The organism is Peribacillus sp. TH27, from assembly GCF_016650915.1.
In the GTDB taxonomy this organism is placed as follows: Bacteria; Bacillota; Bacilli; order Bacillales; family DSM-1321; genus Peribacillus; species Peribacillus butanolivorans.
In genome coordinates this window covers 342,686-357,607 of record NZ_JAEKEV010000001.1, presented here as the reverse complement: position 1 = coordinate 357,607, position 14,922 = coordinate 342,686, and the positions used below count along the sequence as shown (strand labels likewise).

The 14,922-nt window shown below is 40.2% G+C and carries 13 protein-coding genes and 1 pseudogene; 2 read left to right on the top strand and 12 right to left on the bottom strand.

Going from position 1 to position 14,922, the window contains the following annotated elements; genetic code table 11:
- Window positions 1-141: 141 nt before the first annotated feature.
- The 6 genes from JFU24_RS01695 to JFU24_RS01670 form a co-directional block, all read right to left on the bottom strand.
- Window positions 142-882 (bottom strand): SDR family oxidoreductase, encoded by a 741-nt coding sequence (locus JFU24_RS01695; RefSeq protein WP_201225376.1) that lies wholly within the window; start codon window positions 880-882, stop codon window positions 142-144.
- Between the two features lie 54 nt (window positions 883-936).
- The gene (locus tag JFU24_RS01690; RefSeq protein WP_201249365.1) at window positions 937-2,067 is read right to left on the bottom strand and encodes an NADH-dependent flavin oxidoreductase; all 1,131 of its coding nucleotides are present in this window, start codon (window positions 2,065-2,067) and stop codon (window positions 937-939) included.
- Between the two features lie 232 nt (window positions 2,068-2,299).
- Window positions 2,300-2,674: a MerR family transcriptional regulator gene (locus JFU24_RS01685; RefSeq protein ID WP_242485229.1), complete on the bottom strand. Its 375-nt coding sequence runs from the start codon at window positions 2,672-2,674 to the stop codon at window positions 2,300-2,302.
- A 377-nt stretch (window positions 2,675-3,051) separates the two neighbouring features.
- Window positions 3,052-3,246, bottom strand: coding sequence for a hypothetical protein (locus tag JFU24_RS01680; protein ID WP_201225372.1), 195 nt, complete (start codon window positions 3,244-3,246; stop codon window positions 3,052-3,054).
- A 33-nt stretch (window positions 3,247-3,279) separates the two neighbouring features.
- A complete protein-coding gene (locus JFU24_RS01675; RefSeq protein ID WP_342214653.1) occupies window positions 3,280-3,699 on the bottom strand; it encodes a bleomycin resistance protein in 420 nt (139 codons plus the stop codon).
- A gap of 161 nt (window positions 3,700-3,860) precedes the next feature.
- A complete protein-coding gene (locus tag JFU24_RS01670) occupies window positions 3,861-4,208 on the bottom strand; it encodes a DUF3997 domain-containing protein (protein ID WP_342214655.1) in 348 nt (115 codons plus the stop codon).
- A gap of 438 nt (window positions 4,209-4,646) precedes the next feature.
- On the opposite strand from JFU24_RS01670, the pseudogene JFU24_RS01665 reads away from it, so the two are divergent.
- Window positions 4,647-5,882: pseudogene (locus JFU24_RS01665) on the top strand (IS110 family transposase).
- Window positions 5,883-6,206: 324 nt separating this feature from the next.
- Here the strand turns inward: JFU24_RS01665 and JFU24_RS01660 are convergent.
- The 6 genes from JFU24_RS01660 to JFU24_RS01635 form a co-directional block, all read right to left on the bottom strand.
- Window positions 6,207-6,443, bottom strand: a complete 237-nt coding sequence (locus tag JFU24_RS01660) for a hypothetical protein (RefSeq protein WP_201249364.1) — start codon at window positions 6,441-6,443, stop codon at window positions 6,207-6,209.
- A 232-nt stretch (window positions 6,444-6,675) separates the two neighbouring features.
- Window positions 6,676-8,139, bottom strand: a complete 1,464-nt coding sequence (locus tag JFU24_RS01655) for an NAD-dependent succinate-semialdehyde dehydrogenase (RefSeq protein ID WP_201249363.1) — start codon at window positions 8,137-8,139, stop codon at window positions 6,676-6,678.
- Window positions 8,140-8,207: 68 nt separating this feature from the next.
- Entirely contained in the window at window positions 8,208-9,503 is a 1,296-nt protein-coding gene (locus tag JFU24_RS01650; protein WP_201249362.1) for an MFS transporter, read from the bottom strand.
- Window positions 9,504-9,636: 133 nt separating this feature from the next.
- Entirely contained in the window at window positions 9,637-10,881 is a 1,245-nt protein-coding gene (locus JFU24_RS01645; protein WP_242485228.1) for an iron-containing alcohol dehydrogenase, read from the bottom strand.
- Between the two features lie 115 nt (window positions 10,882-10,996).
- Window positions 10,997-12,202 carry a hydroxyacid-oxoacid transhydrogenase gene (locus JFU24_RS01640; protein ID WP_201249361.1) on the bottom strand — a complete coding sequence of 402 codons (1,206 nt, stop codon included), beginning with the start codon at window positions 12,200-12,202 and terminating at the stop codon, window positions 10,997-10,999.
- An 18-nt stretch (window positions 12,203-12,220) separates the two neighbouring features.
- On the bottom strand, window positions 12,221-13,663 hold the full coding sequence (locus JFU24_RS01635; protein WP_201249360.1) for an aldehyde dehydrogenase family protein: 1,443 nt from the start codon (window positions 13,661-13,663) through the stop codon (window positions 12,221-12,223).
- Window positions 13,664-14,254: 591 nt separating this feature from the next.
- Between JFU24_RS01635 and JFU24_RS01630 the strand changes: the two genes are divergently transcribed.
- The gene (locus tag JFU24_RS01630) at window positions 14,255-14,920 is read left to right on the top strand and encodes a GntR family transcriptional regulator (protein WP_057215460.1); all 666 of its coding nucleotides are present in this window, start codon (window positions 14,255-14,257) and stop codon (window positions 14,918-14,920) included.
- The last annotated feature ends 2 nt before the right edge of the window (window positions 14,921-14,922 follow it).

Genomic DNA, 14,922 nt, shown 5'->3' with positions numbered 1-14,922 from the left:
GCCATAAGAAAAAGGCTGCCGCAGCAACCCTTGTTAATGAACTAAAGCACCCGTTTGTTTAAGTACAATGCTTCACAAACTTAAATTTTAAAAAAAGCAGCCCCTAAAAAAAGTGGGCTGCCTCGTTACAAAAGTTTCTTTTTAGAGTTCTTGAATGGTTGGACGAATAATCATCTCATTAATCGCTACATCTGATGGTTGTTCAATGGCAAATGCAACGGAACGGGCAATGCTAGCAGGCTCGATTCCAATTTTACTAACTTCAATGATTTCAGATTTTAACTCTAAATCTGAAATGGATTCTAGTAATTCTGTAGCAATAGTTCCTGGCGAGATAATGGTTGTACGAATATTGTTGCTAGCCTCTTCTATACGGAGACCTTCTGTAATGGCACGTACCGCAAACTTTGTACCACTATAAACGGCACTAGCAGGGAATACTAAGTGACCAGCTATGGAGGAAACGTTAATGATATGCCCTTCTTTTCTTTCTCTCATGGACGGAAGAACAGCCGCAATACCATAGAGCACACCCTTGATGTTAATATCAATCATCGAATCCCATTCATTGATTTTTTTTTGATGAACAGGTGATAGCGGCATTACGCCTGCATTATTGACCATGACATCAATTTTGCCAAACTCTTTAAGCGCATAATCAGCCAGCTTTTCCATTTGTTCGTGTGAGGAAACATCCGTCACTTTATAAATAGCTTGCCCGCCATTCTGTTGAATTTCTTCTTGTAGCTTTTGTAAACGATCTTCGCGACGAGCGGCCAGTACCAGCTTCGCACCTTTAGAAGCAAGTTCTTTTGCAGTAGCTTCTCCAATCCCGCTAGAAGCACCCGTAATAATGACAACCTTACCTTGAATAGTAGACATACTGTATAACATCCTCTCTTAATAAAAATGTAACCAAAACCGTCAACTTAATTTTTATTCTTCAATCTTAAACCACGGGCCTGAAGCTTGAATGATACCCCAAAGTTTTTCCGGAAGCTCAAGCTCACGAACATTTGAAGCCTTTATCGCTGTCTGGATCTCAGACTCTTGTCCGTTCTGCACCTTTTCCACCCAGTCTGGATTCATAATTAAACCATGGCCAATTGCAGCCAGGGTAAGGCCTTTGTCTAACGCTTGTGCCACATCATCCGGCGTTACCATAGAACCAGCAGCCAACAAAGGTACCCGGCCGTTTACATGGTCCACAAGTAACTCAAGATACGTTTTTTCCTGGCTGTCGACCGGCAGTGAGGAAAGCGCATCTGCCAATGAAGCATGAATATAATCTACATCCTGCTCAACAAGGCGATCAATTAATGCGTAGGTATCCTTCATTCGCAAACCGCCTTCTTCTGATTCTTCAGGAGATATTCTGTATCCTAAAATAAACGGTTTTGTCGCATGTTTTTTAATGACATTCTTCATTTCCTGAACGACTGCCAGTGGGAAACGCAAGCGATTTTCTAGAGAGCCTCCCCACTGATCCTCGCGTCTGTTGAAGAAAGGAGAGAAGAAGTTTTGGAGCAAAAATCCGTGTGCGCCATGAATTTCAACGCCATCAAACCCTGCTTCAATGGCCCGTCTTGTTGTTTCTCCAAACGCATGAATCACGTCCACTATTTCATCGTGTGAAAGTTCTCTCGGCAATACGGAAGGAGCAAAGGCCGTCGCTTCCGTCTCTACAGCGCTGGAACTAACAATATCACCATTTGGTGTCAAGTCCGGCAGTGCTTTGTTGCCGGCATGGAAAATTTGAAGAATGGCATGAGCTCCGCCGCTTTTCGCTGCATCCGCCAATTTCCGAAGGCTTGGAATAAAGGAATCATCATACGCTGCGAATTCATGCGTAAAACCGATCCCATTTGGCTGAACATGCGTGCAGCCTGTAATCACAAGACCGACACCATTTACTCTTTTTTTGTAGTATGCTGCTTCTTCATCTGAAATGGTGTAATCGTCATTACTTGCCCAAGTGGTCATTGGTGCCATAACGACTCTATTTTTAATGGTGATACCATTTTTAAATGTAAGGGACTCAAATAAGTTGCTGTATTTTGTGTTCATTTATTAACCTCTTTCAATATGTTTATTTATATATTCATGTCAGTTTTGCACTATTTTATAAAGGTTTATCAACCCTTCATGTATTTAAATAGTGCAAGAGTAGATTAATCCTTAGAGTGCACTCTAACGCAAGCGTTTTTTATTTTTATTTTTTTTCGATAAAAACGCGATTTCGAAAACTGTCTGTACGAGGTTTATCAAAAAGACGAAAATGGAGAAAATAACTGGCTGCTTAATCTCTAGAGAAACAGTCTCCTAATTCATTTTCGTAAAAAGTTATTTTATTATCCAGATGTTCTAAACTTCGACGAAGCTTCTCCAAATCTTCCACTACTTTTTTGCGATGATTTTTAAGTAGAGCTAACCTTTCTTCCATAGTTGCATCTCCAACATGCCCCCACATGGCAAATTGTTTCATGTCTTTTAGTGGCATTCCCGTATTTTTTAAGTGAAGCAAAGATTCAATCCATAATTTATTTTCATCCGAGTAGACTCTGACATTGTTCTCGTCTCTGTTTACTTTTATTAACCCTTCTTTTTCATAAAACCTCAATGTATGGTCGCTTAACCCAACGATTTTAGAAAATTCTCCAATAGAATATGTCAATGTAGCCGCCTCCATTAAATCTGATATGTCTATATCTTCTTTCATTTTTAATTTGTGATACAAAGTAAGAGTAATACTTAGAGTTTACTCTAAGTCAAGGTATTATATTTTGTCTCTCTATGATGCACTAACATTTTTAGATTAATTTGGTTTCGTCAGGCAATAAAAAAGGAAAACTCGCCAATACTACGAATTTTCCTTTTTTATAGTTATCCCATTCCTTATTGAACTAAACTGCTTCGCTAGTTAATTAAGGGTACTTTTTCACTTTTATTTGAATGAATAATTATTGTAAGAGTCTTACATTAAGAAGTGCCGCCAATTGGCGACCTTGTTATGGCGCTAACGCCCGTTTGTTGAATTAAATATAAAGTTATTTAATCTTTTTTACCTTGATTGACCTTAATTAATTCATCAAGCTTCTCATTTCTATCTCGGTCTAATTTTGTTTTTTCATTCATGAACTTAATTACCTTAATTACAAAATAAATGGAAAAACCAGTAATTACTAAACAAAAAATAATAGGTAAAAAAGCTACAAGAGCAAATAATCCATCTCCACTATTAATCATTTCAAACCTCCAATACTATTAAATATATTAATATTATACATTTTCTCTTTCCCCCAAGGTTTGGACGAACCTTAATAAATAACCGTCTGGGTCCATAATTAAAAATTCTTTTTGTCCCTTTAATTTATTATCTGCCCTATACCAATTCTCCTGAATTTCTATCTTAATCGGATACTCATGCATTCTTAGACTCTTATATATTTCGTTAATATCACTTACCGTTATTTGAAAGTTAATTCCCCTCCCAAAAGGATATGTTAACTCCGCAGTCTGCCAATAGCCATTTATCTCTTCAATCATAATTTGACAGTCATTTAGTGATAGCATAGCGAACTTATCTTCTGGACGTTGGTACTCTAACTTAAATGAGAGAATGTTTAAATAAAAATTAAGACTTTTATTTATATCTGAAACTGATAACTCTGGTACTAATGTATTTAGTTTAAACATCATATCTATTCTATCTCCATTTCTAATTTTATTAATATATGTACCCTACCCTATATTCTATATCATTCCTTTCAACAATCCTCCACCGATAGTTGCATAAAGAAAAAGCCGTCTTAAAGACAGCTCTGATCTTCAGCTAACGCACCCGTTAGTTCATTATGAAATTATCTTATATCATCTATTTCTTGTAAAACAACATCTTTAGATATTTCTAATTCAGCCTTTTTCGCTATAAAACTTTCGTCATCCAAAGGTCCAGTTACTTTGCCTGTCTTAATTTCTAATATCCAAAAATTCACTTTCTCTTCATCAGGAATTTGATAGCCATTGCTACTATCTTCGTCTTCTTTCAAACCAAGTTGCTTTGCAATAATATAATTACCATCCCAAGCAACTTCAGTAACTTTCGTAGGAATGACGTCGGTTCCCCAACTACTATCACTTTCTTTTGGTGCAATCTTGACTTGATGGGCTGATGTTCTTATAACAGAATAACCTCCAGGAAGGTCTATATCGTAGTCAGTTGGACCCGGACAACCTGTTAGTAGTGATAGTGATATTAAAGCTAATAGTAAATAATTAAATAATTAAATAATTGCTTTATTTGCATTAAAATCCCTCGATATCAAAAAAATCCATTCTAATTTCAGCTTTAGTATATTCTATATTCGTATAATTTTCTCGACTAACCTGCCCCTTCGTATTATAAGGTCAGCCAGAAAATATTTCTGGTTGACCATTTTTTATATCGATATATGATAACGGTAGCCGGGGTAGAACGTACCTGCCCGTGGGGCTTAAGATCCCGTCAACTAAACAGTTCGCCCCCTACTTGCTTAAACATGATTTGGCTGGTTGGGACCAAGATCTCGTATAACAAGCGAAGCTATGATACTGCAAGAAGGATTAGGGGTTACCGGCAAATATTATGTTTTTGGAGGAGATAAAAAATGAATCCAGTGGTTGGTCTGGATGTAGCTAAAGGTGAAAGTCAGGTTCAAGCATTCTTGGATAAGAAGAAGCCTTATAAAAGAAGTTTTAAAGTAGCACATACCATTGAAGGGCTAGAGAGCTTACACCAATATCTTAGAGAGATAGAAAACTTAGCAGGAATTCGACCTCCGGTCGTTTTAGAGTCTACTGGGCATTATCATACTCCAGTTGTTCAGTATTTCGAGGAAAGAGGTTATTTACTAATTATCATTAACCCACTTGTCTCCTATCGAGCAAAGAGCTCATCTCTACGAAAAGTAAAGACAGATGTGATTGATGCTTACCATCTCTGCGAGCTGTATTATAAAGAAGATTTGGAACCAAATAAAAAACGAGGAATTCAACTCTTAAACCTTCGTAATCCTACAAGACAACACGAAAATGTAACGGGTATATATGTACAAACGAAACTTCAATTTCAAGCAGTTCTTGATCAGGTTTTCCCTGAGTATCATGGGGTTTTTGGGGACTTATATTCAGTTGCCTCTTTACTAACCTTATTAGAATTTCCTACATCTAAAGATGTTTTGGTAGTCGATGAAGAAGCATTAGGTAATAAAATCGATGAATTATGTACAAGTCGTTCAAGAAAGTGGGCAAATACAAAGGCAAAGAAACTTATAGCTGCAGCAGCTAAAAATCCCTTTCAGACAACACTGTATCAAAGTCACATAATGAGCTAAGAAATGTATATCAAAATGCTTATGGAATACCAAAAGCACCTATCAAAGTTGGATGAAGAGATAGGTGCTTTGGCTAAAGAAATTGAAGAATATAAGATAATCCAATCAATCCCTGGTATCGGTGAAAAAATCGCGGCAACGATTATTTCTGAAATTGGTGAGATTGATCGGTTTAATCACCCTAAAAAACTCGTAGCATTTGCAGGAATTGATCCTAGTATCTTTGAATCTGGTAGATTCAAGGGATCCGTAAACAAAATAACCAAAAGAGGTTCGAGTAGATTACGGCATGCCCTATATATGGCTGTTCGATGTGCCATTCGTGATTGTCGCAAAAAGAAAACGACTGATGAAATCATCCCTCGTAATAAGAGATTACGTGAGTTCTATGATAAGAAACGGAAAGAAGGAAAGCCCTATAAAGTAGCTGTTATAGCATGTGCTAATAAGCTTCTACAATGGATTTATGCACTATTACAAAACAACTCGACTTTCCAAGATCTAGACTAGTTTGAAAGTGCAACTAAATATCACAAAACTTTCCAAACGCTATTCGTAGGGGGGCTATTTGGTATGCATATTTTTAGTATAGCATGAAATATTTTTAGTTTTTATTGATAGATGTTGACAAACTATTAGCTGGTTTAGTTGCATAAGAATAAGCTGTCTTAAAGACAGCTCCGATCTTCAGCTAACGCACCTGTTAGTTGAAGAAGAAAAATCAAAATCATTGTTTAAAAGAGTCTATTTTAAAGAAGTAACAATTAAAAAAAGTTCGTAAAAGTGTACTTTTACGAACAGGGTAATTATAGTAAACAGGAAAGGCTTATCAAGTTAGGGATAATGGCATCCATATGTGTCTAATATTTTCTCTTCTTCTGCATCATAGTAAAATCCTCTTTCTCCGTTAATACATTCGAATCTGACTTTAGTAAAATAAGTGACATTACCATTTGAATCAAGTTCTGGTGCTATGCCAATTATTGCTATATAGTCTTTTCTAACATTACCTTTATCTATAAACTCGTCGGTAAACTTGTCAATTTTATATTTAGCTTCTGAAACATTCATCTTTGCACCTTCCTTGTGTCACAATTTTGTCTATAAGCGAATTTGCATGTTACCAATTCAAAAATTCAGGATATTTTTTATTTGTCTTAGGATGTAAAGCAACCTGGCCATAGGTTCTGTAACTGAGGTTTGTTAATCAAAGGGGAGCGTGTGTTGAATTAAGACTTTTTATGAGGTAAAAAAGGAAAGGCTTAAGGATCCGAATTCACCTCAAGCCTTTACTTGCCCTATCTTAAAAACCCATTGATATATATTTTTCTTCCAAATATTCTTCAAGGCCTTGATGGCCACCTTCCCTTCCCATACCACTCTCTTTCATGCCGCCAAATGGAGCTTGTGCAACGGTGGGAATTGCGTCGTTAAAGCCGATGATGCCGAACTCCAGAGCTTCGGATACCCTGACTCCCCTGCTTATATTCTGTGTATAAAAATAAGCGGCCAGACCGTACTCTGTATTGTTGGCAAGCTCGATTACTTCTTCTTCTGTATCAAATGGGATGATTGGTGCAACCGGTCCAAATGTTTCCTTGTATGTGATAAGCATATCCTTGTTCACTCCACCTAGAACGGTAGGTTCATAGAATAATCCATCAGCCAATTCCCCTTCAATCCTTTGTCCACCACAAAGAAGGCGGGCACCTTTTGCCAAGGCATCTTGTACATGTTCCTCTACCTTTGCCAGGCCATCACCGCTGACAAGAGGCCCGACTTCAACGGTTGGATCAATGCTATTTCCGACTTTAAGGGCTTGTACTTTTTCAACAAAAAGTGCAGAGAATTTATCGATGACAGAACGCTGGACGTAAATTCGATTTGCACAAACGCATGTTTGTCCAGTGTTCCTGAATTTGCTTGCAACGGCACCAGCTGCTGCGGCTTCCAAATCAGCATCCTCAAAGACGATGAACGGCGCGTGTCCTCCAAGCTCAAGGGAAAGTCTCTTGAGCTGCGGGGCTGACTTGGTAACCAGCAATTTGCCTACTTCAGTAGATCCTGTAAAAGAAATTTTCCTTACTACCGGATTTTCAAAAATTTCATCCGAGATAGGTCCGGCACTCCCTGTTACGATACTGACCACTCCAGCAGGCACTCCCGCCATTTCCACCAATTTACCAAACGCTAACGCACTAATAGGAGATTGTTTTGCAGGCTTGACAATGACTGTACATCCAGCGGCCATGGCAGGTCCTACTTTCCGCGTCATCATGGCCAACGGGAAATTCCAAGGGGTAATGGAAGCGACCACTCCAATCGGCTGGCGAATCACCGATAGCCTTTTATTTGCAGCAGAAGCAGGGATCGTTTCCCCATAAATCCGGCGTCCTTCTTCAGCAAACCATTCCAGGTAGCTTGCAGCAAAATCCACTTCACCCTGTGCTTCTGTAAAGGGCTTGCCCATTTCCAGACTCATGATTTCTGCTAATTCATCTTTATATTCATGCATAAGGTCATGCAATTTTTTTAAATATTTGCTACGTTCCTGAGCTGTCAATTTTGACCAGGTTTTAAATGCTTTCTCAGCAGCTGCAATTGCCACATGCGTTTCTTGGCGTCCTCCATTTGGAATCCTTGCAACCACTTTCCCGGTTGATGGATTTGTTACTGGTAATGTTTCTCCGTTATGTGCTGCAGTCCATTCACCGTTTACATACATTTTCAGTTCAGTTAAATTTACTAATCCACTAGTTTTCAGCATGAATATGTCTCCTTTTTTTCGTTGGATTTGTAAAACGCTTCATTATATATACATAAGGCAAGGAACCTTTATAGTCCTGAAACGTTAGTTCCTCTGTCAATGTCAGAGTCAATGGATATCCTCTCATTTTTAAGAATGAAGGTATATCCCACAGCAGCAATAAGGCAAATGACTACCGGTATAATCAAGGCTATATTGAAATTATTGAATTTCGTTATTAAGAGCCCAGTTGCAACTGGAGCTATCCAACCAGCGAGGTTCCCCACGAAATTTTGCAGCCCTGCAAGCTTTCCTTCCGCACCCTTTGGAGCAACATCCGAAACAGTAGCCCATAGGATGCCCGCAGCCAATCCTTCACCACCGATTGCTATTGAGATATACGTAAGTGCCATTATGGCGCTGTCTGTATAGATAGTCGGTATAATAGCTAATGGAAAAAGCATGCCGATGGTTAAAACAGTCTTTCTTGCTTTGATGGAATTCCAGCCTCTTTTAATCAAGAAATCCGATAAAACCCCTCCTAGAATATTTCCCAGAAAGGACATGATCCAAGGTAGCATCGTGAAAAAACCGGCTTTTAAAAGAGTCATTTGCCTTTCGACTACAAGATAAGTGGGAAGCCAGGTCATCATTAAATAAGTAAGATAGTTATGGGCAAACAAGCCGTATAACATAGGGTAAACACTTCTGAATTTAAAGAATTTAAATGGTGAGACGTTTAGTGTCGTCGCTTTTTCGGTTTGAGTTTGCTCCTCTTTGATATAGGCTACTTCGGCCTCGTTTGCAATCTTACTTTGCTCTGGATGGTTTTTGAAAAAGAATAACCAGAATGCCAGCCATACAAAACCGATGGATCCAATTACCGCAAAGGATGCTTGCCATCCCCAAGTCTGGATGATCCATGCTAAAATGGGTGTCGTTATGCCAATCCCGATAGCTGTACCAGAATTAAATATCCCGTTTGCAATGCCCCGTTCGTGTGACGGCAGCCAGTCTGAAATAACGCGCGTATTGGTTGGAAACGCTGGAGCCTCTCCGATTCCCATTAAAACGCGGATACCAATCAGTCCGCCAAGCGAACGTCCCATTCCAGTAAACACCGTACAGAGCGACCACCAAACGATGGCAATCGAATAAGTTAAGCGTGCCCCCAATTTATCAACGATTACCCCGACCGGGATCTGCATTAAGGCATACGACCAAAAGAACGCTGACCCCAATATCCCGAATTCTACTGCCGAAAGCGAAAGATCCTTCATCATCGAGGGTCCTGCAATGCCAAGAATTGCCCGATCCATATAATTGATTGTTGTTGCGACGAAAAGGAGTACCACTACAAGCCATCTTCCATTGGTCTTTTTCATACGTCACCTCATTAGATAATTATATTCAGGTAGAAAAATGCTGCGGGAAATCCATGTGTCCGAAAAAAGTTAAAAAGGGGAAACTGATTCGAAATCCCCTGAAATTTCAGGTGATTTTCAAATTGAATGGTTTTTATACATTCACGATGGCCGTTTCTGAATTTTTTGCACTGCTTGCATTTCGATTACCATTATTAAAACCTTCAAAGTCCCCCTCATAAGCCTTCTCTATAATCAGTTGGATATCCGATGCCTTCGTCAGCCTTGGATTAACGACCACGTTACCGCTTCGCATGGAATCTTCCACTAATTTCGGCAAAACGTCCAAAGAGACTCCAAGCTCTTTAATATTAAGAGGAATATTCATGCTCCGATTCATTTCGATGATGGTTTCGATTGCTTTCTCGGCTGCTTGTGCATTGGATAAACCGCTTACATCCCTTCCTAAAGCTATTGCAATTTCTCTATACTGATCCTCACATGCCGGCAGGTTGAATCTCATGACGAATGGCAATAGTGCTGCATTTGCGATGCCATGCGGGATATTAAAGACTCCTCCAAATGTATGGGAAATGGCGTGTACATTACCCAGTCGGGATTGTGAAAAGGCTGCACCAGCTAACAGGGAGGCTACAAGCATGTTTTCCCTGCTTTCCATGTCCGTTCCCACAAAGTACGATCGTGTTAAATTTTCACCGATCATCTTAATGGCCTGCATCGCGAAAGCCTTACTGACAGGGTTGGCAGATTTGGAGGTGTAAGATTCAATTGCATGCGTCAGAGCATCCATACCAGTAGCTGCAGTAATCTCTTGAGGTAAATTTAATGTAAGGGCAGGATCCAATATAGCTAGCTTTGGAAACAAAAGTGAACTAAGTACTCCTAATTTAAAAGAGGTGTCCTTATTCGTTACCACTGTTGAATTAGTAGCTTCACTGCCAGTTCCAGCCGTAGTCGGGATTGCTATGATCGGGAGCGGAGGATTGGAAATATTTCCAACCCCTTCATAATCCAGGATATGGCCGGGATTAGTAGCCATTGCCGCGATGCCCTTGGCTGTGTCAATGCTGCTTCCTCCTCCTACAGCCAGAACCGCCTCCATCTTTTGTTGCTTAAGATACACTGTCCCCTGTTGGATTGTTTGAGCTGATGGATTAGGCTCTACCTCATCGTAAATCTCAAAATAAAGGTTTGCCGAAGCAAGGGATTTTTCAATGCCTTGTAAGAGACCGGCTCCTCTTACCCCTTTATCTGTTACGATCAGCACACTCGATACACCTAAATCCTTAATGAGTTCCCCTGTTTTTCCAGATATTCCGTTACCGCATTCCACCCGTGTCGGCATACTATATGTAAAAGGCATAAGAGACATTTTCATCTTCCTCTCCATTTATATTCTATTAGATAGTGAAACCCTTTCCGCCCCGGTCTGCAGATCCATCATGAATGGTTATGATGCTTAAACTTTCATGGACACCCTACCTTCAAGCAATCTATAAAGCTTTTCTAAGTAATTCTTCTAAACTGCGCTGGGTTGGCACTCTTGGGTTATTCCGAATCAGGCGATCGATTTGGAGGGTCTTCTCAGCAATTTCGGGAATATCCTCTTCTTTGACCCCAATCTTCGTCAGCTTTGTAGGCAGTCCAATTTCCCCAAGCAGGGTAAGCACAGCTTTTGATGCAGCCAAAGCGGCTTCCTTATCGGAGAGGCCATCCGTGTTCACATTGAATGCCTGGGAAATCCTCACCATTTTTTCTGTTTCTACAGTTGCATTATATTCCATGACATATGGAAGCAAGAGCCCGGTCACCTCTCCATGCGGTGACTTCACAAGTCCTCCGATTGGGTAAGCCAATGCATGGGCTGCTGCTGTACCTGCATTTGAAAAGGACATTCCAGCAAGCAGGCTGCCCATTAGCATATTGGAACGGGCCTCGAGATTGCTCCCTTGCTGCACCGCAAGCGGCAGGTTTTTTGCAATCAATTCAATGGCTCTGAAGGCGAGTGCATCGCTTATGGGGATTGAACCTTGGAATAAAATGCTTCCTTCTGCCTGGATATATGCAGAAGGTTTGGCTGTGTATGCCTCTATCGCATGTGACAAAGCATCAATTCCGGAACAAGCTGTTACATAAGCAGGAAGCCCTAACGTTAATTCTGGATCAAGTAGAGCAACGGTTGGTCTTAGGTAATTATCCGAGATACCAACTTTCAGGTTATTTTCCACATCGGTCAACACCGCTACAGATGTCACTTCTGAACCGGTTCCAGCAGTCGTCGGAATCGCTACAAGAGGGGCGATGGGTCCAGGAACCTGGTTTTCTCCGCCATAATAGTCCAGGGGATGTCCGCCATGGGCGACCAACAAAGCGACAATCTTCGCCATATCAATGCTGCTTCCTCCGCCAAGGCCAATTACTGCATCAATATCCATTTGAGATTTAGCAAACTTATAACAGTCCATCGCCGAATCTACCGGAGGTTCCGGTACGACCTGGTCATAGATAACTGTTTCGTAATTTGCATGTTCCAACAACGATGAAATTCTGTCTACGATTCCTGCATTTTTGATCCCTGGGTCAGTAACGAGCAAGATGTTTTTTGCCTTTAATCTTTGAAGGATCACATCCAATTGCCCGATTGCCCCGTTTCCAAATACGATTCTTTCGGTAGAATAAAAATCCCATGTATTTCTCATATTCCTTACCTCCAAAGTCTAAAGATTGATGACGACAAGTTTTTCGTCTGTCATTTCTTGCATGGCATAATGCGGTCCCTCTTTGCCAATTCCGCTGTCCTTCACTCCGCCGTACGGCATAATGTCGGCACGGTATGTAGAAACATCATTGATGATTACACCGCCAAAATGGAGTTCCTGTGTTGCCCGCATGGCTAAAGTGATATCGGATGTAAATAAACCAACTTGTAAGCCGAACTTCGTATCATTGGCCTGACGGAAAGCCTCCTCGATGCTATCGAAAGGAATGATGCTAATCACCGGTGCGAACACTTCCTGGCAGACTACCTTCATTTCCGGTTTCACATCTATTAATATAGTAGGTTCTAGAATCGAATCCCGCCTTTTCCCTCCATATACCACTTTGGCCCCAAGACGCCTGGCTTCCTGGATCCATTCTTCCGCACGCCTTGCTTCTTTCTCGGAAATCATAGGGCCAATGTCCGTGGAAGAATCTTCCGGATCACCGACCTTCAAGCCCTGTGCCACCTTGACTGCCTTCTCCACAAACGTATCGCAGATATTTCTATGAACGTAGATTCGCTGTACTGAGATGCAGGCTTGCCCTGCATTCACATACCCTCGTGTGACACAGAGCTCAACTGCTCTGTCTAAATCATGGACATCCTTGTGAATGATGTTTGGGGAGTTATTCCCTAATTCCAAAGTAACCTTACGAATTCCCGTACTGCTCTTAATATGCCGACCTACACCGGGACTCCCTGTAAAAGTGAACATTGCAATTCGTTCATCCTCCAAAAGGTATTGACCTGTTTCCTGCCCAAACCCGTTAACCACATTCAGAAAACCTGCAGGCAATCCAGCTTCAGAAAAAATTTCTGCGATCTTGCATGCAATGAGTGGCGTCATTTCAGCCGGCTTCAACACGATTGTATTTCCCGCTGCCAACGCAGGAGCTACCTTGTGTATGGTGAGATTGAATGGGAAATTAAACGGGGTGATCGCACCGATAACCCCAACAGGAACCCTGATGGTGAAAGCCATCTTATTGTCGTTTCCAGACTGCCCCAAAGGAACGCCTGTACCGGCAATCCGTTTTGCTTCTTCCGCTGAAGCTATCATCGTTTGGATTCCTCTATCGATTTCCCCTCTGGCATCCTTCAATACTTTACCGACTTCCTGAACCAGAATCATCGCCAGCTCTTCTTTTCTCTCTTTAGCGATATCCGCTGCACGCATTAGAATCTCGTAGCGTTGATTGGAATCTAGCTTTCTCGTATTAAACGTTTCCAAGGCATTGGTTACCGCATCAGAAACCATTTTCCGTGATGCCCTGCCGATCTGGGCAATTTCTTCTTTGTTATATTTGTTAATAACAGCGATTGTATTTTGATCGGATATCCATTGCCCATTTATGAAATGGCCATAAAATGCGTTTTTTCTACTCAGCGTTGTGCTCATTGAAGATTCCTCCTTTGAAAAATAACGACCACATTTTTTCACTTCACAGTTATCTGCTAATAGATTCAACAAATTCATCAGTAAAACGCCTAAAATAAAGCGCTTCCATTTTAAACTTAAGATTTTCCCTGCCCATCAACACTCTTTAGTAACTGATTATTGTAGAATCCTGCCCAAAAATAGTATGTAATCATTTCCAAAAATATATCATATAATATACGATTATGTAAATGTTTAAAATTAAAAATATTCAGTTTTTTTATATAAACCTTGCTATTACAATGTTTTTCACTTCGAATAATATAGATAGATTAAATAATTCATGATTATTTTTAAAATATTATATATAATCTATTCAAAATCCATCAAATATAATATATAATCATCAGTGATGAGGATATATTTTTGTAGCTTTCCAGCAGACTATGGAGTCTACTTCTAAACTCTCTATTCTTGATATCAATATGGTTTCGCCTTATCTTATTGATAGGGTCAACAAGCCGAAAGCTGCTTCAGTTTTAATTTAAGTTGTTACATCTATATGAAATAACACTCGTTCTCATAGAATTTTTTTAAGTTAGGGGCATTTCGATGATAAAGGAAAAAGAACGCGGAGAAACAACGGAATATGTCTACAATTTATTAAAAGAAAAGATTTTTGAATGGGATTTATCGCCGGGACAAAAAATCAATATCAGCCATTTAACCCGGGAAATCAACATTAGCGCCATACCTCTCAGAGAAGCATTATCTCGTCTGAACTCTGAGAACTTAGTCATCTTAGAACCAAATAAGGGGTATCGGGTCAGTGACATATTAGATACTGAAAATATGGCGAAAATGTTAGAGGCCCGGATATTACTGGAGACGCATGCGGTCCGGAATATTATCCGCTTAAATAATGTAAGCGTGACGGAAGAAATGGCCGCGCTTACAGATGAAATGTTTTCCACAAACACAGGTGCTTCCAACAAAAAAATACTAGATTTTACTCATTTAGATCAACAATTTCATCATGCCATCATGAACGCTGGAGGAAACCCGTTTTTATTTGAAGCATATAAAGGCATGCACTGTCATCTTCATATAGGCCGGTTTTATCACGTCAAAGGTGAGATCGACCAAAAAGACGCACCATCGGAACATATGGAAATCATTGAGGCCATCCGGACAAGGGATGTATACAGAGCCGAGATTGCGATCTCCAGCCACATACAGGATTCCATAGATCGTTTATTGGAGAGGACAAAAAGATAATA